Origin of the sequence: Bacillus rhizoplanae, from assembly GCF_917563915.1 — a bacterium.
Lineage (GTDB): Bacteria > Bacillota > Bacilli > Bacillales > Bacillaceae_G > Bacillus_A > Bacillus_A rhizoplanae.
In genome coordinates, this window is record NZ_CAKJTI010000026.1 from 1 (window position 1) to 25677 (window position 25677).

Consider the following 25677-nt stretch of genomic DNA (forward strand, 5'->3'; position numbering starts at 1 on the left):
TATTATTATTGTTATTATTATATCCTTTTAATTTTGACAAAAATAAAAAGCATTTCTCATTACAAAGAAACGCTCTTATTTTAAAATGTTAAATTTACAACTTGTTCAACAAAACTTCCCAATAGTTTAATAAAGTAAATCAACAACGAAAGATAACAGAACCTACTTAAAATAAATATTATCCTTCATCGTAAATTGTTTATCGGCAATTCCCAATCTTTGAGCTGGTGTAGCCTTCACTTTATCCCATGAATTGTATGGCAAACAGAAGTTGTAGAAAGTACGAAGGATGGTTAAAGCATATTCACAGTAAAAATCACATGATAATTCACAGTTAAATTCACACTGTACAATAATTATTTCCATATTCGATAATTGGTATGCGAAATCCTGCTTTAATTTTAATAAAAACATCAAAGAGTGTAGTAATATAAAGGAAATAAAAAACGTGAATTCACGTTAAAAATGTATTGTGAAATTGATTTTTGCACCCCAAAAGAGAACCCGTTAAACATATAAGCACTCTCTTTTTTGTTTTTGATGGGGATTTTTTAGAGATAATCCTCTTCGTTTTTTATCATTTTTAATAAAGTGAAACTTCCATCAGTGGGGGGGACTGCCCAATAATGCGGGATAAAGTATATAAGTTGAAAATGAAAAGTCTAGGATATTAATAATTAATAAATCTAAAAAGTTATAAAAATCTAAAAATGTATTATGCTATAATTAGGTAGTGATTATTGGAAAACCAGGGAAGGAATGGATACTGATGATTGAAATTGTTAATGTATCAAAGAGCTATAATGGTAGTAAATTTGCGGTAAAAAATTTGGATTTAACAGTGCCGAGTGGAGAGATATTTGGTTTTTTAGGTCCAAACGGTGCGGGGAAATCAACGACAATTAAGATGATAACGGGTGTTCACTCTCTTGATAGCGGGACGATTTCTGTAAATGGAAAAGACATTACAAAAGAGCCGCTTGAAGCGAAAAAGTTATTTGGGTATGTTCCTGACAGTCCCGATATGTTTTTACGCTTAAGAGGGATTGAATATTTAAATTTTATGGCGGATATGTACGATGTTCCGAAAGATGTGCGTCAAGAAAAAATTCGAACACTAGCAGAACGTTTTAGTTTGTACGAAGCATTGTCTGATCAAATTCAAAGTTATTCGCATGGGATGCGCCAAAAAATTATTATAATTGGAGTCCTTTTGCATGATCCAGATGTATGGATATTAGACGAACCGATGACAGGATTAGATCCCAAGTCAGCATTTATATTAAAACAAATGATGCGTGAACATGCTGATAAAGGGAAAACGGTGTTTTTTTCGACGCACGTGCTAGAAGTGGCTGAAAAGTTATGTGATCAAGTTGCGATTATTAATAAAGGAACACTTCAATTTCGAGGGAATTTAGCAGAAATGCGAGAGCATTTTGAATCTAATGAATCTCTTGAAAAAATGTTCTTGGAGATGACGGAAAATGAATAAGATTTGGATGTTAACAAAAATATTATTAAAAATGAATTATGCTGACATGTTAACCGATAAGAAGAAGCGTGCTGTATATTTGTTTTCATTTTTAGGCCTTATGTGTGTTGGATTTTTGTTTATAGGTCCGCTTGCATATGGAATGTATGGGGGATTAAAACAAGTTGGTCAGGAAAACTTACTTATTGGCATGGGGTTATCGATTGGAAGTATATGGGTGTTTGTGGTTAGTATTACGACAATTTTAACAGTATTTTATTATAATGATGACGTTGAAATGTTATTACCATTACCACTTCAGCCAGCCCATATTATTACTGCAAAGTTTATTACGGTATTAATTACACAATATGTGATGGCTTCTTTTGTTTTATTTCCAATCTTTATTGTGTATGGGTTGCAAAGTAGTGCTTTTATTACATATTATGTATATGCTCTAATTGTTTACATATTTTTCCCAATCATTCCGTTAGTTCTTGCTTCGCTTCTCATGACAGTAATTATGCGTTATACAAATATCGCAAAAAATAAAGATCGAAGTAATATGTTAATGGGTTTATTTACTTTGTTGATGGTTGTAGGCATTAATGTATTTATTCAATGGAAAAATAGAAGTGCTGCTTCCGGACAAATGGCAGCAGACTATTTTGCAAATAATCAATCTTCGTTTCTAGTAGAAATGACAAACTATTTTCCGACAACATATTTTGGGGCAATGGCGTTAATAGAAAGTGTTTCGTGGAAAGGAATTTTATATTTACTTCTTTTCGCTGCCATTTCATTTGCGTTTTATGTACTGTTTTTCTATGTTGCGGAGCGTACATATTTAAAAGGAGTTATTGGACTTTCGAATAGTACTGCGAAAAAAGAAGTGATTTCTTCTGAGAATTTTAATAAAGCTACTGTACAAAATTCGCATTGGAAAGCATATGTGAAAAAAGAGTTTCATATTTTGATTCGCACACCACAATTCTTTATTAACTGTATTGTGCAAACATTTGTTATGCCAATTATGTTTTTCTTTATTATTTTTGTTCAAGACGGCAACTTAGCTTGGTTAAATAAATTTGCAAAAGATAGCGAAACAGCAAGTCTTGCGCTTGGTCTTGCTTTTTGTGCAGGTATGTTTTTAATGGGATCAAACGTTATTGCGACAACATCTTTTTCAAGAGAAGGTCGCACCTGGTTTATCAATCGCTATTTACCAGTCAAGGCAGACGGTATTTTCTTTGCGAAAGTATTTACAGCTTGGCTAATTAATATCACTATTTTAGCTATCTTTGGTCTTGTGCTTATCATAATAGGTGGTGTGTCGCCAGTATTTATCTTACTTTGGTTCTTACTTTGTGCAAATGGGTTATGGTTAAACAATTTAATTGGTACACGCTGGGATGCGCAAACAGCTGATATTCATTGGGATTCCGAACAAAAAATGTTTAAAGGTCGTTATACTACGCTTTGGAATTGGCTTGTTAATGTATTATTAGTTGGTATTACTGTTGGTGGAGTATGTGCGTTATTTTTCTTATTAGGAATTGGAATGTGGGGTATGTTTTTAAGTATCCTAGTTGTTTTTACTATTGTAAATGTTATTGTATCTCGTAGTTTACAACTTGGTGCTGAACGTATCCTAGCAAATATTAAATAAATTGTAAATCCTCTGTTACTATACAGAGGATTTATTATATGAGGGGGAGAAGTCGCTATGAGGAAAATTGCAATTGTCACAGGTGCAACTCGGTTACATGGTATTGGAGCAGCGGTTTGCAAAGAATTAGCTCAGAAAGGGACAGATATCTTTTTTACTTATTGGCCTCGCTATGATAAAACAATGCCTTGGGGGATGGAAAGAGATGAGCCGTTTTTATTAAAAGAAGAAGTTGAAAGTTTTGGCGTACGTTGTGATATGGCTGAGATTAATTTGGCGCAGTCTTATGCGCCGAACCGTTTGTTATATATGGTATCAGAACGCTTCGGAGAGCCGACAATTTTAGTAAATAATGCTGCGTATTCTATAAATACAAATTATGAGTCAATCGATGTGGAAAAGTTAGATTCGCATTATACAGTAAATGTAAGAGCGCCGATTTTGTTAAGTACACTATTTATGAAGTACTTTACAAAAGAAAAAGGCGGAAGAATTATTAACCTTACGTCGGGGCAATCATTAGCGCCGATGCCAGATGAACTTGCATATGCCGTAACAAAGGGTGCAATCGAAACATTTACGGTTTCGATTGCACCAGCTGCTGCGAAAAAGGGGATTACAGTAAATGCGGTTAATCCAGGACCAACCAATACAGGGTGGATGAATGAAGAAATGAAGCAATATTTTGCAACAAGGTTTCCAACAGGAAGAGTTGGGGAGCCGAAGGATGCAGCTCAGTTGATTGCTTTTTTAGTAAGTGAAGAAGCAGCATGGGTGACGGGGCAGGTTATTCATTCGACAGGAGGATTTTATCCCGCATTAACGGACAGTAAGACCCTCACCTCAAGATGAAGAAAAAAGCGAAGAAGATAGGTGGGGGCTAACTGTCCGTAAAAGCCCGATTGGTTCAACTAACCATCAGTGGGGGATGAAAAAACCCCCACTGATGGAAGTTTCACTTTATTGAGAAATTTGTGTTTGTAATAAATAATAAAAAGGAATTTTTGGGAGGATATAGAAAACTATTTGGGAGGCGAAATTGTAATATTTAGGAGGCTTATTATGAATTTGAAAAAAATATCGATTGCTTCATTGGCGATTGGAGCGATGCTCTCCATTACAGCTTGCGGTACCTCGACAGAAAAAGAACAAGCAAATCAAAGTAAAAAGGAACAAACAAACGCTCAAGAAGAAGCGAAAACAACAAGTGCAGAACAAACAAATACGAGTAAAAATGAGGAGAAGGACTCAAAAACAACAAGTGCAGATGGGAAAACTGAAGCGACATCAACGAATACAGAACAAACGAAAAATGAGAAAAACGGAACAAAAGAAACAAAATCAACAAATGCAAAGCAAAATGCTAGTATGAAAAACGGAGTAACAGAAGTTGTACAGTTAATAGAAGAAGTGGACAAGCAATTGAAAGCAAATCCGAAACAAGAAACTGTAAATAAACTAGGAAAGCAGATTGCTGATAAATGGGATGTAGTTGAGAAAGAAGTTGAAACAAAACATCCATCCGATTATAAAACAATCGAACAAAATTTATACCCACTAATTGTTGAAATGGAAAAACAAAAGCAGGACTTAAAAAAGTTAAAAACGTTAACTACGAAAACAAAGCAAGATTTGAATCAATTTTTAAATAAGCTTTAATAAAAAATCAAGTTGAAATTAAATCTTATCTTATATATAACATATGTAATAAAAGGAGAAACGTAGCAGATGTGTACGTTTCTCCTTTTATGATTAGTTGCAACAAATACATAACACAACTTTTTAATAAAAAATATGGTATGTGCGGGAATGGTTCGATTAACGATATAAATATTGTTTTAAAGTGCCATTTTCAATACAAGCAAGAGGTATATTTTGTTCAGTTCCTTCCTTCATATTTCGTAAAACAGCTACATTGTTATTTATTTCTTCTTCACCAACAATAAGTACATACGGAATGTTTTCTTTGTTTGCATAGTTAAGGGTACGTTTTAATTTACGATTTGTTAGTTCAAGTTCTACTTTTAAATTTTCATTTGTTCGCAATGTGTGTGCAATTTTTAAACATTTTGCCTGCGTTCCGAGTGGAATGACAAAGATATCGACAGAAGAGGAGGCACGTTCTTTTTGTATAAGAGCAGTATAAATGACGTCTAAACCAAAGGAAATTCCAACTGTCGGATAAGATTTATTATCATTTCGAAATGCACCAATAATATGATCATAACGACCACCGCTACCAATGCTAGAGGTGATGCTACCATCCGTTAAAAAGATTTCATAAATCGTTCCGGTATACATTGTAAGACCTCTTGCGAGAAAAGGAGAAAATACTGTATTAGATTCAATTCCAAGTGCAATTAAGTATTGCTTAAGTTCTTGGAGTTCAGTAACGCCTTCCTTTACAAGTGGATTAGAGAATACTTTATCAAATTCAGAGAGCTGCATAGACATACATGTTTCCAACGCCTTACATAATCTATCGATTGTTTCACTTTGTAATCCTCGATTTATTAAATCATTTCTTACACCTTCAATACCGATTTTCTCAAGCTTATCTACAGATAAAATAACATCTTGTATTTGTGATTCAGGTATTTGTATGGCTTGTAATATTCCTGTTAATAGCTTTCGGTTGTTATATTGAATAGTTACATCTAGGGTTAATTTTTTTAATATATCGAGAGCCATTACCATTAATTCTGCTTCCGCTATAATGGATTCAACTCCAACAATATCTACATCGCACTGTACAAATTCTCGAAATCTTCCTTGTTTAATTGGGCCATTACGAAATACTTTCCCAATTTCATAACGTTTAAACGGAAGACGGATTTCTGGATTCATAGCTACAACTTTTGCGAAAGGAATTGTTAAATCATAACGCAGTGCAAGTTCACGATTGCCTTGATCACGAAGGGTATACATTTCCTTTAAAATTTCAGCGCCTCCTCCATATTTATAAGCCATTAAATCGTACATATTCAAAATGGGTGTTTCTAATGGCTTACAGCCGTAAGCTTCAAATGTTTCTTCACAAGTCCGTTTAATTGTATTACGCAGTAATTGTTCTTCTGGTAAATAGTCTTTTGTTCCTTTTACGTTTTGTAAGTTCATGTTTATCACTCCTTTTTGAAATAAAAAAAGCTATGTAGGTATAAAAATACCCACATAGCTTTATAGTCGCTTCGTGGGTAACAGGAATAGCCCTGTACCCACGAAGAAAAAATTCTTCGGATACAAGGCGTTATATATGATGATGAAGTTGGAAAGAAGTATTACGATTTAACATAAGCAATCTCTCCTTAAATTTTTTTATATCATACCAAAATTAATTTGAATTATCAAACATTTTTTCACCCTGTTACTTAAGGGCATTAAGCTCTCTGCTGATAAAAGCTACACTTTTTTAAAGCTTGAGGTATGGAAAAGTTTAGTGAGGATGAAAAAACTGCCTCATGTATGAGACAGTTTTTTCATGAAGTAATAGATGTAAGTGTTCCATTACTTATTTTAATAAAGTCTGCACCATTAATAAAGATTTGTAATCCTCTTTTTCCAGCGCTAATACTGATTGGATTTAAATTTTCAGCAGATTCGTCAATAAAGAGCGGATAATTTTTTTTCACGCCAAGAGGTGAAACACCGCCACGTATGTATCCTGTTAATCCAAGTATTTCCTTCATTGGAACCATCTCTACTTTTTTATTTTTACTTGCAGACGCTAATGCTTTTAAGTTGAGTTCTTTATGTGAAGGTATACAAGCCATAATTACCCCAGTTTTATCTCCGCGAAGGACGAGGGTTTTGAAGACTTGTTCTAATTGTAAATCAACTTGTTCAGCAACGTGTTTTGCATCTAAATTTTCCTCATCCCACTCATATTCATGTATTGTATATGGAGTTTTATACTTATCTAATAAACGACAAGCGTTTGTTTTACTACTCATTTTCTACACTTCCTTTTTTGGTTCTTATTTTTAGTATACAAAATTTTGCAAAATAAGACAGGGAAAATGAGAAAGGACAAGAATATGTAACATATATTTTGAAAAGAAAAGAGGGAAAAAGATGTGGAGAACAACTGATCTTTATGATGCATATGAAACTGAAGTGGAAGTATGTAAGCCTCTGTTTCAATCATACGGAAAGAAAAAGCAGTTTCACGGAAAAATTGCAACGGTGAAAGTAAAAGATGATAATGTACTTGTGAAGCAAGCGCTAGAAACGTTACCTGAGGGTACAGTATTAGTTGTGGACGGAGAAGGCTCAACAAATTGTGCGTTACTTGGTGATAATTTAGCAAACATTGCAAAGGAACGAAATTTAGCAGGTATTATTATATATGGCTGTGTTCGTGATTGTGTAGAGCTTAGTAAAATTGAGCTTGGTATTTTAGCGATTACAACGATGCCAAAGCGAAGCGTGAAAGAAGGGAATGGAGAAACAAATATTCCTGTGTCCTTTGGAGGGGTTTCTTGGATTCCAGGAGATTATGTCTATGTTGATGAAGATGGTGTCATTGTATGTAAAAAAGAAATTCATCATGAGTCATGATGTGAAGAAAAGGAAATTTGAATGTAAATAGTGATAGAAATATTTTCAGATACAAATGCACATTAATATAAGGCTTTAAAAAGAGAGTTACAAGAATATTGGTATTCTTAAAAAGCAAATACGAGAAATGATAGACAAAAAAATATAAAAATAGTAAAATAGTACAGAATTTTGTAATATTGTGAATTGTATAGGAGTATAGTGTTTCACTAGGTAAAAAAAGAGGAAGTTCGGCGGAGTTTCAATGTTATTCCGCTACTGTAAATGAGAAGACTTTTTACATTTTTTATCAGAAAATGCAAAAAGTCATTGTTTCATAAACTGGGTACCTTACCTATGCAAATACAATAACCTATGGAGATAGAGGTGCTGTGCATCCGTTGAACGCTTGTTTGAAGCGTGTTTATGCGCGCCCTTTGAGGGTATTTTTTTATGCGATTTTTAGGAAAGGGGAGGAATAAATAGTATGGCAAACATGAAAAAATGGTTATTCATGTCATTCATGACGATTGCATTAGTTTTCTTGTCTTTTGCAAATACCGTACATATTGCCTTTGCTGAAGGCAAAACAGCAACGTTAGCAATTGTTGGAGATTCACAAAAAGGGATTATGCTATGTCCAAAAGAAGTTGCAATTCAAGACGGAGAAACGGCTTATAGTTTACTGCAAAAAGAAATGGGGAGTAAAGTAACGGCAGAAAACACGAAGTATGGTGTATACGTTAAAGGCATTGATGGATTAATGGCTAGTGAAACGAGCGGTTGGTCTTATGAAGTCAATAACAAATCACCGATGGTTGGGGCAGATAGCTATAAGCTAGAAGTTGGAGATGTTGTAGCTTATCGTTTTGTTTCAGACTGGAACAATATGAGTCAACAAACTTTGCAGCAAGTATTAGATGAACTTGGTACATGTAAGAAACAGCCTGATACAGAAAAACCAGGTACAGGCAAACCTGATGCAACAAAACCGCAAGAACCTACAACAGGTGATGTAACGAAGAAAGTTGATGGAGCAATTGTAAAAACTGCTCAAAAGATGATGAAAGATGGTATAGATAGTGACTGGGTAGTGATTGGTCTAACTCAATCAGGTCAAGAAGTTTCTAAAGAGATAAAATCAAACTATTTACAATCATTAGAAGAGCGTATTAAAGAGAAGGAAAACAGATTCTCTTCCACTGAGTTAGCACGTACAATTTTAGCAGTTTCAGCGGTAGAAGGTGATCCAACAAATATTGCTAGTAATAACTTAATTTCAAAATTATATAACTTTGAGAAAATAGATTCTATTACGGGATATACTTTTAGTTTACTTGCATTAGATACAAAAAAATATGACGTGCCAGCTGATGCGAAATGGAACCGCGATACATTAGTAAATGCAATTTTAAAATCACAGCATACAGATGGCGGATGGGCGTATATGGGGAAATTAGAGGAACCAAGTGATGCTGATGTAACTGGCATGGTTTTCTCAGCATTAGCACCATATCAAGATCAAGCGGAAGTAAAGCAAGCATTAGATAAAGCGAAGCAATATTTAGCGAGTATACAGACAGATAAAGGTGGATTTACATCCGGCGGTGTAGAAAATGCCAACAGTGTAGCGGAAGTTGTTCTTGGACTTGCAGCAGCTGGCATAGATCCAACAAGTACTACATATACAAAAAATAATTATAATGCGGTTCAAAATTTACTATCTTATCAATTAGAGAATGGTGGATTTAAATGGTTGCCAAACGATACTGAGGAAGATAGTATGGCAACTGAGCAAGCGATGTTAGCGCTTGTTCAGTATAAGAACTATTTAAATGGTAAAGGTTCTATTTTCGATTGGACAAACGCTTCAACACCAACCAATGAAGGGAATAACTCAACGGAAGAGCCGAAACAACCAACTGGTGATGAGCAATCTGTAACAGAGGAACCTCAAAAACAAGCGGATAAACAGTCAATTGTAGCTGCAGAAGATCAAGCTGAACAAAAGGAAGCGAAAGTAGAAAAACATAGTTTACCAGAAACAGGTATGTCTCGATTAAATACTGCTATGCCAGCTGCATTTGGCGTACTGTGCATTGGCGCTGCATATGTATTATGGAGAAGAAAAGCGGCTTGACAAAATTAGGAGCAAATATTTGCTCCTAATTTTATTGCGAAAGGTGTGAGAAATTATGAAAATGCTGAAATGGCTTGTGTTGTTTGTTTTCTCATTTAGTTTAATCACTGGGTGTAGTCAAAATGAGGTAAAGACAGATAAAAAGACAGACGCAAAACAAACAGAGCAAAAAGATGAAAAGAAACAGGAACAGCAAACTTCAGAAGAACAGAAACAAGAACAGAAACAAGAAGAGAAATCTCAAGAAGAAAAAGCTGCAGATTCAAAATCTATCGAACAGAATCCAGCACAAAAACAAAATATAGAACAATCACAAAATCAAGAGCAAAAAGTACAGTCTCAAGAAAAATCCAAAGTTGTAAATGAGCCAAAAGAAACGCCGAAGCAGGAAAATACACAACAAACATCTGAAAACCAACAGTCGGCACAGGTTCATTCTGAAGGGACTCCTTCACCAATAACCCCTGCTCCAGAGGCAAAATCGGAACCGAAACAAGAGGTAAAGACGGTTACGTTATCAGTACGTGATGATCAAAGCACGATTTTAGGGGGAACGGAAGTAGAACTTCAAGATGGAGATACAGTTTTTAAAGTATTGGCTCGTACAATGAAGCAAAAAGGGATTCAAATGGAAGCTAGTGGATCTGGAAGTAGTGTATATGTTCGCGGGATAAATAACTTATATGAAAAAGATAAAGGCGACCTAAGTGGTTGGATGTATAGTGTAAATGGAGTTAATGCCAATATAAGTGCAGGCAAGTATAAAGTGAAACAAGGAGATAAAATTGAATGGTTTTATGCGTTAGATTATAGGAAGGGAAATCGGTAACAAGTAATGAGATTAGCATTTTCTTCTATGCATCCGCTCGTCAATTTTCTGTATTATGTAGGGGTGATTATACTATGTATGGTATGTCTTCACCCTGTTTTTTTAATTGGTGCAATTTGTATGATTCTTATATTAAATATCATACAAGGTAATGGAGAAAAAATGAAAAAAATGTTACCAAGTTCACTTTTTTTCGCTCTTATTATTACAATTATAAACCCGTTATTAACACACCGAGGCAGTACAATTTTATTTTATATAGGTTATAATCCGATTACATTAGAAGCAGTGACATATGGATACACAATGGCGTTATCATTGTTTGCGATTTTGTTTACGTTTGCTTCTTATAATGAAATGATATCAAGTCATAAGTTTTTATATTTATTTTCTCGTATTTCTCCGAAAGTAGCATTGCTTACAATGATTACAGTTCGCTTTGTACCTTTATTTATGAGACGTCTCACTCATATTACACTTGTGCAAAAGACAAAAGGAGTTCGAGTGGATGCGGGTTCTCTGAAAGAAAGAGCACAGAACGGCATGAAGCTTTTGCAAGTATTATTAGTTTGTTCATTAGAAGAAGCACTTCAAACCGCTGATTCTATGCAGGCACGCGGATTTGGAGTGACAAAACGAAGTACATATATTCGATACCGTATGGAACATAGAGATTGGCTTGTCCTTACTTTGTTAGTAATTTTATTTGTATATTGCTTTTGCGGAGTAAGTAAAGGATATGGTGTTTTAACGATTTATCCAAAAGTAGAATCACTCCTTTTGCAACAAAATGATCTGTTTTTGTTTATTCCATTTCTTATGTATATAAGTCTACCAATTTTAGTAGAAGGGAGGGAGTGGTTATGGTGGCGCATGCAGAAATAAAACAGCTTTCATTTACATATTCAGACGAGGAGTCTGCCGCTTTATGTAATGTATCTTTATCTGTTTCCCATGGAGAATTTGTCGTGTTAGCAGGACGTTCTGGTTGCGGCAAGACGACGTTATTAAAACATTTCAAAAAAGAACTTCTCCCAATTGGAATGAGAGAAGGCAGCATGTATTATGATGGAGAATCTTTACATACAATACCAGATTTATTATCGGCTCAAGAAATCGGCATGGTATTCCAAAACCCAGAGAATCAGCTTGTGATGGATACTGTTATTCAAGAGCTTGCATTTTCTCTTGAGAATGTCGGCTATGAAACAACTGTCATTCAAAAAAGAATTGCTGAATTAATCAGTTTTTTAGGATTTCAAGATATGTTACATCAATCTGTACATACGTTATCTGGAGGACAAAAGCAGCTTGTAAATTTAGCTGCTGTACTTGTTTTACAGCCTAAATTGTTGCTATTAGATGAACCGACAGCACAGCTAGATCCAATTGCAGCAAAAGATTTTTTAGGGTTATTGAAACGAATTCATGAAGAATTAGGAATTACAATCATTATGAGTGAACATCGTTTAGACGAAGTGGTTCCTCTGGCAGACCGAATCGTTTTTATGGATGAAGGTACAATTGTTTATGATGGAAACCCAAGTGAAGTAATTCTAGAAATGTGGAAAGTAGAAGAGTTCCGACCATATATTCCGCAAATTCCACGTTTGTTTTTAGAATGGAAGGCTGAACAAGTTCCATTTACAGTGCGTGATGCACAGAAACAAATTCGCCCTATTTTAAATGAAATTCAGTATGATATACCATCGCAGCATACAGAAAAGGTATATGTATTATTACAAGCAAAACACGTTTCATTTCAATATGAAAAGCATGGATCGTTTATTTTACAGGATTTGATGTTGGCGGTTAAACAGGGACAATGGACAGCACTTGTTGGGAAAAATGGTACTGGAAAATCAACTTTATTAACGCTTTTAGCAGGGCTGCAAAAATGTCGCAGAGGAAAAGTCATTTGGGAAGGTAAGTTAATTCATAAAACAGAAGTAACAGAGCGCTTTAAGAAAATCGGTTATGTATCGCAGCACCCTTACTATCATTTTACACATGATACTGTTTGGGACGAACTTTTTAGCCGTGCGCAAGAATTATATAAAAAAGAAGCGAATGAAAAAGTAGAAGAAATGCTTCGGAAGTTTTCACTCTTGCATATTCGTAATCGCCATCCGCATGATTGTAGCGGCGGAGAACAGCAATTAATCGCTCTTTGTACAGTGTTATTATCAAAGCCGAATCTATTATTATTAGATGAACCTACAAAGGGACTAGACCCAGGAAAGAAAGAACAGCTTGGCGAGTTATTTCAGCAATTACAAAAAGAAGGAACGACGATTGTTATGGCGACGCATGATATTGAGTTTGCAGCAAAATATGTGGATAACTGTATCATGTTATTTGATGGGAAAATTATTATGGAAGACACACCGGCCCGCTTTTTTAGTGAGAACTTTTTTTATACAACGTCTGTTAATCGTTTTATTCGTAAACAACTGCCGTATGCTTTAACATGGGAGGATGTGTTTGAGGCGTGTCCAAAAGATATGCTGGTATAGTTGTAGTCGTTTTTATAGTGTTGATTAGTACACTTTTATTTACGTCGTTTGTGACGGATCAATATTATATATGGTGCAGTCTTTTCTTTTTAATTGTGATTATGTTGCCATTTTATGTACGTTTCGAGAAAAAAGCTTTTGTTTCGCGTGAAATTGTGATTGTAGCTGTCCTAGCGGCAATTGCTGCAATTAGTCGCGTTCCATTTTCCATCATTCCGAGTGTACAACCAACTTCGTTTGTTATTATTGTATCAGCAATTGTATTTGGTAGTGAAACGGGTTTTCTTATCGGTGCAACAGCTGCGTTAGTTTCTAATATATTCCTAGGACAAGGACCTTGGACCCCGTGGCAAATGTTTTGCTGGGGTATGATGGGTTTTTCAGCAGGGCTGCTGCGTCATACGTGGATGATGAAAATGTTATGGGGAAGAGTTCTCTTTGGATTTATAGCAGGATTTGCTTTTAACTGGATTATGAATTTATGGTTTCTTATTGGCTTTTTGAAAGAACTGACATGGGATACTTTTATAAAAGCATACATTACAAGTTTTTATTTTGATCTTGCACATGCACTTTCCAATGTATTTTTTCTTTGGGTGTTTAGCACATCTTGGATTAAAATATTGGCACGCTTTAAGAAGAAGTACGGTATATTAGAATAAAGAAATGTAATGTACGTTTTCTCAAGTAAATAGGGAATAAGTTTTTCTTATAAGACATAAATATATACTGTAGGATCGCGACTTACATATTCGTTCGCCTTTTGAGACACTTCTTACATCTTGTAAGGGTGTCTTTTTTATTTATCGAAAAATTGGCAAGAAAACTCCATCTTCAAAACGTGTAGGGCATAGCCCAGTTTAAGGTGGAGATGAATTGCCATCGCATTTGTAAAAATATTTTCGTAGCATGGCGAATGTATGTTCCTTTTGACTACTTTGTAGTATCATGAAGGAAAGAAGGAGGTGAACATGATGACAAAAGAAAAAGAATATGCAACCTATCAAATTTGGATCAAGAAAGGTCATAAATTGCACGTCTACTTCATGGAAATGTGTCAAAATGCAAAAAATCTCTACAATACAACAAACTTCTACATTCGCCAAGTGTATACGGCTTTACGTACAGAGAAAACTTTACAGCCCCTTCAACAAAAAGTTCTCCATACATTACAAACACATATTGAAACCATGAATGAAAATCAACTTCATGCGTATCAAAAACGTGTACAAAAACAAAAAGAAAAACCTGTTAAAGAACAGAAAGACATAAAATGTAACTTGTTTACATTCCCGACAAAAGAGAAATCTTTTCTATCCTATAATTTTCTAGATTGTTTGTTTAAAACAATGAAACAACAAGATTATATGAATTTGCCATCGCAAACGAATCAAGCAGTTATGAAGAAGTTATATCAAAATTGGAAATCATTCTTTGCATCCATTGAGGCATACAAGAAACATCCTTCCACTTTTACTGGCAAACCTCACATTCCCAAATATATCAAATCATCTATGAAAGAAATTGTATTCACCAATCAAGTGTGTAAACTCCAAGATAAATACATTCGTTTTCCAAAAACAAGCATAAAATTAAATATTGGTAAATTGTTCGGATATATCGAAAATCTGAAAGAGGTACGTGTTTCTCCTGCTTACGGGAAGTTTAAAGTGGAAATTGTGACAGAACAATCTGAGCCAGTACCTGAGTATGTCGACAATAATCGCTATATGAGTGTTGATTTAGGAATCAATAACATTGCAACTATCACAACGAATACAGGGGCCATTCCTGTGTTGGTAAAGGGCAATGTGATTAAAAGCATTAATCAATATTACAACAAGCAAAGGGCTTATTTACTGGGTATTCTTCGTCATGGAAAAGAACCAAAAGAAGGACCACATACATCAAACCGCTTAGAGAGGCTTCATGAGAAGCGGTTTCTTAAGATAAAAGATTTCTTTCACAAAATCAGTTACCACATTGTTTATTTCGCAGTTCAACATGAGATCTCTATGATTGTGATTGGGAAAAATACATCATGGAAACAAAACAGTGAGATGGGAAAACGACAGAATCAATTGTTCTGCCATATCCCACACAATCTCCTCATTGAAATGATCATCTATAAAGCAAAACGAAAAGGCATTCCTGTACAAGTCGTAGAAGAATCGTATACAAGCAAGGCATCCTTTCTAGACAATGATGCGATCCCCACTTACGGTGAGGAAGACATTCCTGTATTCAGTGGAAAACGTATCAAACGTGGCTTGTATCGTACGAAAGAGAATAAACTACTGAACGCAGATGTGAATGCTTCCTATAACATCTTAAAAAAAGCAGTTCCAAAGGCGTTTGCCGATGGAATAGAGGGGTTGTGCCATCTGGCAGCTGTGTCAACTCCACTCGTGTTAAGCATCTCTTGAGGGTGATACACGAGAAACCCCCACTTCAAGATCCGAAGGAGATAAGTGGCGGGAGTTTTCATGAGTTAAGTGCATTTCTAATTAACTATTTAGGAATTAGAATTCAATTCATACTTTGTTTCTCATACTATGGTATTACATTCATAGATAGAAAGATGATACAACAGATGGATGTTGTAATAAGGATATCTCTATATACTGTTAGTGATAAAGAGAGTGATATTACAGATTTTTCCCTTTTGTATATAAATTCCCTATCGTAAAATTGAGAGAAAACAAGGGGGGGAGATGAGTGATAACTGTTGGCTTGGCACAGGCAATGGCTGCAACTAATTAACGCATGGGGGAAAATGCTCATTGACAGCAGTTAGAATTTATTGCATTAGTACGAAGAAGGGATGTAAAACATGATAAAGAGTATATATGAAACACATTTGCATGTAAGAGATTTAGAGAGAGCAATTGATTTTTATCAAAATAAACTTGGATTAAAGCTAGCAAGAAAATCACCCGAAAGGAAAGTAGCCTTTTTTTGGGTAGGAGAAGTTAGACAACAAATGCTGGGATTATGGGAAGTGCCAACTGATGCTTCTATTCAGCTCAATCATTTCGCTTTTGAGGTAGAATTGAATTTCTTAATGCAGTCCAAAATATGGCTTGAAGAGAGAGGAATAGAAGTAATCGGAAGCCAAGGAAAAGGGAATCAAGAACCTATTGTCCAAAGCTGGATGCCGGCAGCAAGTGTTTATTTTCTCGATTATGATGGAAATAAGCTGGAGTTTATTTCTTTATTATCTGATGAACCAAATGAACTTGGATATGTACCATACTTAAGTGAATGGGAAAAAGAAATGGTTATTAGAAACGTTTAGAAACAAAATTCTAATGGTGTAGAATGTGAAAATGTGGAGATGTACGGTGTGTGTTGTGAATGAATTCTTTAATTTTCAAAATGTTTAATTATAGACAAAATTTCCTCGGAAACAGCAGGATTGATTATATATAATAAACATTGAGAATCATTTTCGAAGTTGAGGTGTCTATATGATAAAGCCAGTGATTCCAAAACAGCATGGTGCATGGGCGATGCTTCTTATCCCGTTTTTGCTTAGTGCTTTAATTGGCAAAGCGACATGGCAGCACATACCACTTTTTTTAGCATGGCTATTTGTCTATTTAGCAACATATCCCTTTTTAATGTATGTGAAACAAATGCGGCAAAAGCGCTATTTACATTGGACGCTCATATATTTTAGTCTCGCTATTTTGTTTGGTATAGTTCCACTTACATACGAATGGCGAATTCTTTTTTTTGCAATATATATGCTTCCATTATTTTTTGTAAACATTTTTTTTGCTCGTCAAAAGAATGAACGAGCATTACTGAATGATGTTAGTGCTATTATCGTTTTTTGTATTGGCGGAATGATCAGTTATTATTTCACAATGAAAACAATTGATGAAACGGCATGGCTAATCGCACTTGTTTCATTTTTGTACTTTCTGGGAAGTACGTTCTATGTGAAAACGATGATTCGAGAAAAGAAAAATCCAACATATCGTTGGATTTCATGGGGATACCATTTATCACTTGTAGTCGGTACGTTCATTGTGTCTCCTTGGTTTGTCATTGCGTTTATTCCAAGTTGCATTCGCGCTATTGTGCTGTATGGTAAAAAAGTAACTGTTTTAAAAGTTGGTGTGTGGGAGATCGTCAATTCAGTTTATTTTTTCATTGCTACTACAGTATTATTTCAATTTAAGGGTTGATATTAAATTAATGAATAAAAAGTAAGCATGATTCATACGTGCTTACTTTTTATTGTTAGGAATTGTTTATTCTTGAAATAAAATGTTTGCCGTACTATCGCACTGTTGCAGCGCATGTTGGACAGCTTGTAAAGATTGTTCAATACGTTGACGATTATCTGCTTTCTCGACTGTTTGCAAGGCGTTTTGTAAACAGTTTTTTGCTTCATGTAAAGCTTGGCAAGAATCTTGAACATGACCACGTGCATTTTTTTGCATGATTGCACCTCCTTTGGTCTATACATTTGTAGTATGAGCAAAACGAAACAAAATATAATAATTTTCTAAAAAATGAATCCTGATAATTCTTATAAGAATTGACTTTTTTGGTTATATTCATTATAGTAAGGGATAAAGTGAATATTTTCTTATCCAGAGAGGTGGAGGGACTGGCCCGATGAAACCCAGCAACCGCAATGCAGGTGCTAATTCCAGCAGAACATTTTTGTTCTGAAAGATAAGAAGGAAGAGATATGTTCCGCTTCTTCTTATCGAAGAGGTTTTTTTATTGTTAAAAAACCGATAATGAAAGATGGACAACGAGAAGAAAGGAGTGGACATAGCTGTGACAATTGAGAAATATATTACATTGCGAAGTGCAATTTACGAATATATGGAAGAACAAGAAGAGCCAATTACGTTATTGGATATTCAAGAGTATATTGCTTCTGAACATAAGGGGAAATTTGCAAAAAAGATGCTTCAGCAATTTTATTTATTACGGTTACTTGATGAATTAAAACTGGATGGGAAAATTACTTTAGCAGAGCCGCACCAATATATAGATGATAAGGGGATTTACTACATAGTAAAAGAGAAAAGAAGAGGGAGTTGATCTCTCTTTTTATGTTATAATTTGTTTGAAAATTCACTTATTTTAGAGGTATGTAGATAAAAAGACTGTACTATGCAGTCTTTTTACAAGGAAATGGTGCTGAGTGTGTAGTGTTCAAAAATTTAATGTGCCCCGAAAGATGGGCATTCTCGGCTAACAAATAAAAAAGACACCATCGCCGAATAGGTGTCATTGTTTTGTAAAAGGGGCTTGCCCTTTGACATGTATTAGAATAGCATGTGAATCCAATAAAAGTCAAAAGGAAATTAAAGGAAAGGTGTTGTTTACAATGAACATATTGATTGTATACGCGCATCCAAACTCGTCAAGTTTCAACGCTGCTATTTTGAAACATGTGGAACAAGGATTACAAAAAACAAATCACTCTGTAACTGTTCTTGATCTGTATAAGGAACAATTTAATCCTGTTCTAACCTTTAATGAGACAAAAAAGAGAAGAGATTTAGTGCATGAGGAAGAAACAGGTGAATATAGGAAATTAGTTACGGAGGCAGATTACTTCATTTTTATTTACCCAGTTTGGTGGTGGAGTATGCCGGCAATATTAAAGGGATTTATTGACCGAGTATTTGTTTCAGGTTTTGCCTATAAATATGAAGGGATAATGCCTAAAGGATTACTTACAGGAAAACAAGCATGGGTGATTTGTCAGAAAATGGGCAAAAAAACCCCATCTTCAAAACGCGCAGAGCATAGCCCAGTTTAAGGAGGGGATGAATTGCCTTTGAATTTGTAAAAAAATTTCCTGAGTCGATACGAATGTATGTTCTTTTTTGGCCTTTTTGTATTATCCTGAAGGTAAGAAGAGTGAGAGGTGAAAATGATGACGAAAGAAAAAGAATATGCAACCTATCAAATTTGGATTAAGAAAGGTTACAAATTGCACGCCTACTTCATGGAAATGTGTCGAAACGCAAAAAATCTCTACAATACAACGAATTTCTATGTTCGCCAAGTGTATACGGCCTTACGTACGGATCAACCATTACAACCACTTCAACAAGAAGTTCTCCATACATTACAAGCACATATTGAAATCATGAATGAAAATCAATTCCATGCGTACCAAAAACGCGTGCAAAAATAGAAAGAAAAACCTGTTAAAGAACAAAAAGAAATGAAATGTAACTTGTTTACATTCCCGACACAAGAGAAATCGTTCCTATCGTATCATTTCTTAGATTGCTTGTTTAAAACAATGAAACAACAAGATTATATGAACTTGCCAGCGCAAACGAATCAAGCAGTTATGAAGAAGTTGTATCAAAATTGGAAATCATTCTTCGCTTCCATCAAGGCATACAAGAAACATCCTTCCACCTTTACTGGCAGACCTCGCATTCCCAAATATATCAAATCATCTATGAAAGAAATTGTATTCACAAATCAAGTATGCAAACTCCAAGACAAATATATTCGCTTTCCAAAAACAAGCATGAAATTAAATATTGGTAAATTGTTTGGGCGTATCGAAAATCTCAAGGAGGTACGCGTTTCTCCTACTTATGGGAAATTTAAGGTGGAAATTGTGGCAGAACAACCCGAGTCAGCACCTGAGCATGTGGACAACAACCGCTATATGAGTATTGATTTAGGAATCGATAACATTGTAACTATCACAACAAATACAGGAGCCATTCCTGTGTTAGTAAAGGGCAATGTCATCAAAAGTATCAATCAATACTACAACAAGCAAAAGGCTTATTTACTGGGTATTCTTCGTCATGGGAAAGAACCAAAAGAAGGACCACACACATCAAAGCGTTTAGAGAGACTTCATGAAAAACGGTTTCTTAAAATAAAAGATCTCTTTCATAAAATGAGTTATCACATTGTCGAGCTGGCGATTCAACAGGAGATTTCTTTGATTGTGATTGGGAAAAATACATCATGGAAACAAAACATTGAAATGGGGAAACGCCAGAATCAAACGTTCTGTCATATCCCGCATAATCTACTCATTGAAATGATCACCTATAAGGCAAAAAGAAAAGGTATTGCTGTACAAGTTGTAGAAGAATCGTATACAAGTAAAGCATCCTTTTTAGACAATGATGCAATCCCCACTTACGGTGAGGAAGACTTTCCTCTATTCAGTGGAAAACGGATCAAACGTGGATTGTATCGTACGAAAGAGAATAAACTACTAAACGCAGATGTGAATGGTTCCTATAACATCTTAAAAAAAGCAGTTCCAAAGGCGTTCGCCGATGGAATAGAGGGGTTGTGCCATCAGGCAGCTGTGTCAACTCCACTCGTGTTAAGCATCATTTGAAGGTGATATACGAGAAACCCCCACTTCAAGATCCGAAGGAGATAAGTGGCGGGAGTTTTCATACACTAGATTCTCCTTTATGGTACGCTGCTCTTTCATACCGATCAGCTGAATGGATTGTGATGAAGAAAGGAATATTGTATTTTTGTGGGTAACATAAAGCGTTCTGTATTTCAATCTGTGAAAAATAGTAAACAAGAAAAAAGAGAGAAATGGCTGTAAAAGGTATATGAAAAGGCAGGGGAATTATGGAAAATAGGGAGCAGATTTATAAAATTATGAATGTATGTAAAAGAGAAGATGATTTGTTTTATTCTTATCTTTCTTGTTTATCTAGGATAAAAGAGAATAGCAAGCAATTTTCTAAAGTTAAACAAGAAGTGCGGGAAGAATATCTTATAAGGGGTATTTGTGAGAGAGAAGTAGACATTTTAGTAGAGCAAAATAAACAGGTTGCAGATTTATATATACCTAAGTTGCTCCGATGGGAATTTTTACAGGCAAATGTCCATTATATAGAAGATTTGTGTTCGATGGTATTTCAGTTAGAACCTTTATGTTTTTCAGAAGAACAATGGAAAAATGTAATTACAATTATAGAGAAAGAGCTGCCGTGAGACAGCTCTTTTTGTAACAAAAACTTTGAGAGTTTAAGTCTAATTTTAGTGTTTTTGTAAATACTTAGCGATTTGTAAATACATATCTCTATATGCGGATTGTATTTCTCCGTTATGATTAGCATTTGATGAAAAGTGAACGATAACCATATTTGCAGTTGGATCGATATATAATCGTTGTCCATAACTGCCAAGTACTTCGAATGCGCCATTTACGTTATGCGGGATCCACCATTGATTATGATAAGAATATGCTTCACCATCTCCAACTGGAAGTTCGTCTTTTTTAATATTCTTAATTTCATCAATGATAGAAGAAGAAATAATTTGCTTTCCATCATATACGCCATTGTCTACAATCATTTTTCCGAACCTTGCCATATCTCGAGCGGTCGCATTTAATCCTGCGCTGGCTTGTTCCACCCCTGTTTCATCAACGACATAATAAGCATCCTCTTCTGCTCCAATTTGTGACCAAAAACGTTCACTTACCATGTCTGCTAGGGATTTTCCTGTCACAGTACGAATTACCCACCCAAGTGTTTCAGCGGAACCGTTATTATATGAAAAATTCTCTCTAGGAGCAGCAGTTTCGTTTGCTTCTAGTAACATGTCATAAATTTTTAACGGCCCATCATAGTTTTTGCCGCGAGGAAGAAGATTACTCGCTAAATATAATTGTGCATCTTGATTATCTAATCCAGCCTGTTTAAAGCCATGAGTTGGGTATTCTACTGAAACCTGCATATCTAGTAGTTGCTGAATTGTTGCCTTTCCAAATGGTGTTCCTTGTAATTCTTTTATGTAAGTTTCTGCAGTTATATCGGGTTGTAGCTTTCCTTCTTCAATGAGTTCGCTAATGAGAAATCCTGTAAATACTTTCGATAACGAAGCCATACCGTGTGGTTCATTTTCTTTATATCCATCAAAATATCGTTCATATACAACCTTATCATCGTGCAGGACAATGAAAGCATCTGTTTTGTATTTTTCTAATAATTGCAGAACGGTCGTATTATCATTATTTTCATCTGTAATATGTAAATCATCTAAATTTTCTAAGTTAGTTGGAAGGGGAGATACATAATTTTGATTTTTAGCGACAACTTTTGTGGAAGCAAATTCTCGCATATGTGAATACGACCAACGAAGATATGGATCATTTAACCAGTTTTTTTTCGTTACTGTTTGTTTTGAGGAAAACCCTTTATTTTGTTTGAATAACGTAAAATTCATACCGATTAACATAAATAAAAAAATAAAAACGATTAAAATTAGAGGGGATTTTTTGAATCTCATAACAAGCCTCCTTATGATTTCATTATAAGGTATAAGTTTCTTAATGAGCAAAAAAAAGAGAGTAAACATAGAAGTTTACTCTCTCTTATATCATTAAGCAGATAATTTTCCTTGTGTTGTTTGCTTTTTGAACTTTTGTTTTCGCCCGTGAAGAAAATAATAAATAAGTAATGTAAATGCAACGATAATAGAAGAGATAAAATACATATTATGATAGCTTGAATGTGCTGCGATAATACCTAGTACGAAAGATCCGATACCCATACCTGTATCAAAAAATGAGAAATAAGTAGCTGTTGCAGATCCGCGTCGATGGTGCGGAGCGACACTAATTGCAATTGTTTGGAAGCTCGGAATTAAGGTTCCGTATCCTATACCGATAAGTACACCGGCAGCAAGTAACCAAAATGGCGTTTGCGCTTGACTTAAAGTGAACATTCCAATCATAAATATCATAATAGAGGGATAAATGAGAACATTTTCTCCGAATCGATCAAATATTTTACCTGAAAATGGACGAGAAATAACAACTACAATTGCATATACGACAAAGAAATAACTTGCAATATCAGCCATGCCAAGTTCCTTTGCATAAATCGGGATAAATGAAAGGATACCGCTATAGGAAAAGGAAAGTACGCAGCCTGTGATAGCAATTGGAATTGTTGAAGGCTCGATTAAATCTTTCCATTGCATATGTTTCTTTTCCTTCTTTACAGTTGTTTTTTCGTCAGGAATATTTACTAGTAGTCCGCATAGAAAAGCAAGCATAGAAAATATAGAACAAACAATGAATAAAACTGTAAACGAAAATTCAGAAATGATAGTTAATCCTAAAAAAGGACCAATAACCATTGGTAAACTCATAAATACTCCATAATAACCGAGCGCTTCACCGCGTCGATGGGCCGGGGCTACATCTGTTACGATTGTACCAGTAGCTGTCGTTGCCATCCCAAATCCGATACCATGTAAGAAGCGCAAAGCGAGTAATAAAAATAAACTTTGAGCACCAAAATACATTACTGTTGCAGCTAAAAAGAGTGAAAGAGAGATAAATAATATTTTCTTTCTTCCTAAATCATCGAGCCATTTACCTGTAAATGGTCGGCATAGTACAGAAGAAATTAGAAACACTGTTGCAACAAGACCCATTTCTCCAGGTTTTCCTTTTAGTCCGTCGATGACATATATGGGTAAGGTTGTCATGAGCATATAAAATGTTAAAAAGAGAAATAGACTACTCAAACATGTTCCGATGAAGTCTTTCGTCCAAAGTCTTTGACTTTTCATAGTCATCCCTCCAATTTCTAATCAAGATTACGAATTGCTTTTTGTAGTACGTGAAAAGCACGACGAAGTTCTTCATCGTTAATATCTTGCAGTGCTTTTTCCTCAAATGAGTCTACCTCTTCTTGCCACATTGGAATCATTGCTAGTGCTGTTTCTGATAAAGAAATGAGCTTCTCGCGTCGATCCGTTCCTTCTTTTCTAATGATCCAGCCTATCGATTCCATGCGTGTTAAAGTGCGAGTCATTGTTGGTGATTCAACATTTAAATATTGGCATAATTCAGTTTGTGTGCAAGGTCCAGTCTGATGCAATCTGAAGATTACAGCCCACTGTGCACTGTATAAACCAGTTGGAGAAACACGTTCATTAAACTTTTTGGAAAATTTCCGAGAAGTTTGACTGACGACGTGAAAAAAATGTTGTTTTTCGTCCATATATTTCTTCCTTCCTAATTAGTTACCTAGCTAACTATATCCCTTTTTTTCTGAATTGTCTAGTAGTCTGTGCGCCATGCTTATGTTAAAAGTACGTTAATTTTTAGATTGAGAACGTATATTCTGTATGATATTATAAAGTTGAGAATTTTCTGTCTTTTGAATTATATGTTATTGATAATTTTGAGGGGGAAAGAGGATGATTAAACCTACAATCATGAAGTCAGTAGTATTATCAAACGGCGAAACAATTGCCTATCAAGAAGTGGGAAGTGGAACAGAAGTATTAGTGCTTATTCACGGGAATATGACATCTTCACAGCATTGGGATTTAGTTATAGAACAGTTACAAGATTCTTATCATATTTATGCTCTTGATTTACGTGGTTTTGGTTTTTCAACTTACCATCAGCCTATTGATTCATTAAACGATTTTGCGCAAGACGTAAAGTTGTTCGTGAATGAATTGCAATTGAAAAATTTTTCATTGGTAGGATGGTCAATGGGGGGAGGAGTTGCTATGCAGTTTGCAGCTTCTTATCCGATGGATGTGAAAAAGCTCATACTAGTTGAATCTGTAGGGATGAAAGGATATCCGATTTTTAAGAAAGATATAAACGGTCAGCCAATTGTTTCAAACTTATTAAAAACAAAGGAAGAAATTTCTCAAGATCCTGTTCAAATTGTACCTGTTGTTGAAGCTTTAGAACAAAAGAATAAGCAATATTATCGCACGATATGGAATTTGCTTATCTACACCCAGCATCAACCTCAGCCAGAGCGGTATGAAAAATATCTTGATGATATGTTAACGCAGCGTAATTTTGTTGATGTAAATTATGCGCTTGTAACATTCAATATATCAGATGAACATAACGGAGTTGTAGCTGGGAATAGGAATATTAATCGCATTCAAGTACCAACATTAGTTCTCCAAGGTGATCGTGATTATGTTGTTCCAAAAGCGGTTGGTGAAGAGCTAGCAAAGCATCTGCCAAATGCAAAATTAGTCGTGCTAGAAGATTGTGGACATTCTCCATTTATTGATTGTTTAGAGGTAATTGTAAACGAAGTAATTACGTTTTTGAAAGGGTAATAAATTATTCTTATTTACTTCCTTTTGTCAATAAATAACATATAATGTAGCGTTATTGTTTCTAAAAGGAGAAGAATTATGGATATTTTTTTTATGGAACCAGTTGCGTGCATATCAAAAATTATTCCAAGAGCAACTGTTTACCCATCTATTAGTTATGGAACTGTACAAAAGCATCCTTTGTTAAACGGAACTAATACGCATATTCAGAAATTATATTTTCAAACATTCCCTCCAGTATATGGAACGAAATATTATGTGACTTATTCCTATTCGCATCCAGTGCAAGGTGTAGTTGTGCAGTATCCCACTTTCTATGCCCCAAAAGTAAAATCATATGTAAATCATATGCAGTCATATGTAAAAGCTCATATATGGGACGGCTGAGAGCTAGAAGTTTGGACTTCT

General features: G+C 35.0%; 23 protein-coding genes, 3 pseudogenes and 1 riboswitch. Of the genes and pseudogenes, 20 read left to right on the forward strand and 6 right to left on the reverse strand.

The window, feature by feature from the left end; translation table 11 throughout:
- Window positions 1-769 precede the first annotated feature (769 nt).
- From LRP84_RS17810 to LRP84_RS17825, 4 genes are all read left to right on the forward strand, one after another.
- On the forward strand, window positions 770-1495 hold the full coding sequence (locus LRP84_RS17810; RefSeq protein WP_230576300.1) for an ABC transporter ATP-binding protein: 726 nt from the start codon (window positions 770-772) through the stop codon (window positions 1493-1495).
- Entirely contained in the window at window positions 1488-3143 is a 1656-nt protein-coding gene (locus LRP84_RS17815) for a putative ABC transporter permease subunit (protein ID WP_230576301.1), read from the forward strand. The genes LRP84_RS17810 and LRP84_RS17815 overlap by 8 nt, the downstream gene beginning before the upstream one ends.
- 57 nt (window positions 3144-3200) lie before the next feature.
- Window positions 3201-3995, forward strand: a complete 795-nt coding sequence (locus tag LRP84_RS17820; RefSeq protein WP_230576302.1) for an SDR family oxidoreductase — start codon at window positions 3201-3203, stop codon at window positions 3993-3995.
- Between the two features lie 210 nt (window positions 3996-4205).
- Window positions 4206-4802 (forward strand): hypothetical protein, encoded by a 597-nt coding sequence (locus tag LRP84_RS17825; RefSeq protein ID WP_230576303.1) that lies wholly within the window; start codon window positions 4206-4208, stop codon window positions 4800-4802.
- Window positions 4803-4961: 159 nt separating this feature from the next.
- Here the strand turns inward: LRP84_RS17825 and LRP84_RS17830 are convergent, their stop codons facing one another.
- Entirely contained in the window at window positions 4962-6260 is a 1299-nt protein-coding gene (locus tag LRP84_RS17830; RefSeq protein WP_230576304.1) for a histidine--tRNA ligase, read from the reverse strand.
- A gap of 359 nt (window positions 6261-6619) precedes the next feature.
- The gene (ybaK, locus tag LRP84_RS17835) at window positions 6620-7093 is read right to left on the reverse strand and encodes a Cys-tRNA(Pro) deacylase (RefSeq protein WP_230576305.1); all 474 of its coding nucleotides are present in this window, start codon (window positions 7091-7093) and stop codon (window positions 6620-6622) included.
- 121 nt (window positions 7094-7214) lie between these two features.
- Between ybaK and rraA the strand changes: the two genes are divergently transcribed.
- The 9 genes from rraA to LRP84_RS17880 all read left to right on the forward strand — a co-directional run bounded on the left by rraA (window position 7215) and on the right by LRP84_RS17880 (window position 17360).
- Window positions 7215-7700 (forward strand): ribonuclease E activity regulator RraA, encoded by a 486-nt coding sequence (rraA, locus tag LRP84_RS17840; RefSeq protein ID WP_230576306.1) that lies wholly within the window; start codon window positions 7215-7217, stop codon window positions 7698-7700.
- 466 nt (window positions 7701-8166) lie between these two features.
- A complete protein-coding gene (locus LRP84_RS17845; RefSeq protein WP_230576307.1) occupies window positions 8167-9819 on the forward strand; it encodes a DUF4430 domain-containing protein in 1653 nt (550 codons plus the stop codon).
- A gap of 55 nt (window positions 9820-9874) precedes the next feature.
- Complete coding sequence (locus LRP84_RS17850) at window positions 9875-10648, forward strand: DUF4430 domain-containing protein (RefSeq protein WP_230576308.1); 774 nt, start codon at window positions 9875-9877, stop codon at window positions 10646-10648.
- 6 nt (window positions 10649-10654) lie between these two features.
- Window positions 10655-11533 (forward strand): energy-coupling factor transporter transmembrane component T, encoded by an 879-nt coding sequence (locus LRP84_RS17855; protein WP_230576309.1) that lies wholly within the window; start codon window positions 10655-10657, stop codon window positions 11531-11533.
- Entirely contained in the window at window positions 11512-13164 is a 1653-nt protein-coding gene (locus tag LRP84_RS17860; RefSeq protein ID WP_230576310.1) for an ABC transporter ATP-binding protein, read from the forward strand. Before LRP84_RS17855 ends, LRP84_RS17860 begins: the two co-directional genes overlap by 22 nt.
- Window positions 13140-13826 (forward strand): ECF transporter S component, encoded by a 687-nt coding sequence (locus tag LRP84_RS17865; RefSeq protein ID WP_230576311.1) that lies wholly within the window; start codon window positions 13140-13142, stop codon window positions 13824-13826. Before LRP84_RS17860 ends, LRP84_RS17865 begins: the two co-directional genes overlap by 25 nt.
- 312 nt (window positions 13827-14138) lie before the next feature.
- Window positions 14139-15590, forward strand: a complete 1452-nt coding sequence (locus LRP84_RS17870) for an RNA-guided endonuclease InsQ/TnpB family protein (protein ID WP_230576312.1) — start codon at window positions 14139-14141, stop codon at window positions 15588-15590.
- A 407-nt stretch (window positions 15591-15997) separates the two neighbouring features.
- The gene (locus LRP84_RS17875) at window positions 15998-16462 is read left to right on the forward strand and encodes a VOC family protein (RefSeq protein ID WP_230576313.1); all 465 of its coding nucleotides are present in this window, start codon (window positions 15998-16000) and stop codon (window positions 16460-16462) included.
- 175 nt (window positions 16463-16637) lie between these two features.
- Window positions 16638-17360 carry a YwiC-like family protein gene (locus LRP84_RS17880; RefSeq protein WP_230576348.1) on the forward strand — a complete coding sequence of 241 codons (723 nt, stop codon included), beginning with the start codon at window positions 16638-16640 and terminating at the stop codon, window positions 17358-17360.
- A 66-nt stretch (window positions 17361-17426) separates the two neighbouring features.
- Here the strand turns inward: LRP84_RS17880 and LRP84_RS17885 are convergent, their stop codons facing one another.
- The gene (locus LRP84_RS17885) at window positions 17427-17618 is read right to left on the reverse strand and encodes a hypothetical protein (RefSeq protein ID WP_230576314.1); all 192 of its coding nucleotides are present in this window, start codon (window positions 17616-17618) and stop codon (window positions 17427-17429) included.
- Between the two features lie 146 nt (window positions 17619-17764).
- Window positions 17765-17863: riboswitch (SAM riboswitch) on the forward strand.
- Window positions 17864-17931: 68 nt separating this feature from the next.
- Between LRP84_RS17885 and LRP84_RS17890 the strand changes: the two genes are divergently transcribed.
- From LRP84_RS17890 to LRP84_RS17910, 5 genes and pseudogenes are all read left to right on the forward strand, one after another.
- A complete protein-coding gene (locus LRP84_RS17890) occupies window positions 17932-18234 on the forward strand; it encodes a hypothetical protein (RefSeq protein ID WP_230576315.1) in 303 nt (100 codons plus the stop codon).
- Window positions 18235-18523: 289 nt separating this feature from the next.
- A pseudogene (locus LRP84_RS17895) lies at window positions 18524-18901 on the forward strand (NAD(P)H-dependent oxidoreductase); the annotation flags it as partial.
- 177 nt (window positions 18902-19078) lie between these two features.
- Window positions 19079-20530 (forward strand): annotated as a pseudogene (locus LRP84_RS17900) (RNA-guided endonuclease InsQ/TnpB family protein).
- A 59-nt stretch (window positions 20531-20589) separates the two neighbouring features.
- Window positions 20590-20752, forward strand: a pseudogene (locus tag LRP84_RS17905) (flavodoxin family protein); the annotation flags it as partial.
- A gap of 56 nt (window positions 20753-20808) precedes the next feature.
- Entirely contained in the window at window positions 20809-21147 is a 339-nt protein-coding gene (locus LRP84_RS17910) for a hypothetical protein (protein WP_230576316.1), read from the forward strand.
- Window positions 21148-21192: 45 nt separating this feature from the next.
- Here LRP84_RS17910 and LRP84_RS17915 read toward each other — a convergent pair whose 3' ends face one another.
- From LRP84_RS17915 to LRP84_RS17925, 3 genes are all read right to left on the reverse strand, one after another.
- The gene (locus LRP84_RS17915) at window positions 21193-22446 is read right to left on the reverse strand and encodes a serine hydrolase domain-containing protein (protein ID WP_230576317.1); all 1254 of its coding nucleotides are present in this window, start codon (window positions 22444-22446) and stop codon (window positions 21193-21195) included.
- 93 nt (window positions 22447-22539) lie between these two features.
- Window positions 22540-23739, reverse strand: coding sequence for an MFS transporter (locus LRP84_RS17920; protein ID WP_230576318.1), 1200 nt, complete (start codon window positions 23737-23739; stop codon window positions 22540-22542).
- A 17-nt stretch (window positions 23740-23756) separates the two neighbouring features.
- Window positions 23757-24173: a MarR family winged helix-turn-helix transcriptional regulator gene (locus tag LRP84_RS17925; RefSeq protein WP_230576319.1), complete on the reverse strand. Its 417-nt coding sequence runs from the start codon at window positions 24171-24173 to the stop codon at window positions 23757-23759.
- Window positions 24174-24372: 199 nt separating this feature from the next.
- On the opposite strand from LRP84_RS17925, the gene phaZ reads away from it, so the two are divergent.
- Window positions 24373-25269, forward strand: a complete 897-nt coding sequence (phaZ, locus tag LRP84_RS17930) for an intracellular short-chain-length polyhydroxyalkanoate depolymerase (RefSeq protein ID WP_230576320.1) — start codon at window positions 24373-24375, stop codon at window positions 25267-25269.
- Between the two features lie 78 nt (window positions 25270-25347).
- Entirely contained in the window at window positions 25348-25656 is a 309-nt protein-coding gene (locus tag LRP84_RS17935; RefSeq protein ID WP_230576321.1) for a hypothetical protein, read from the forward strand.
- The last annotated feature ends 21 nt before the right edge of the window (window positions 25657-25677 follow it).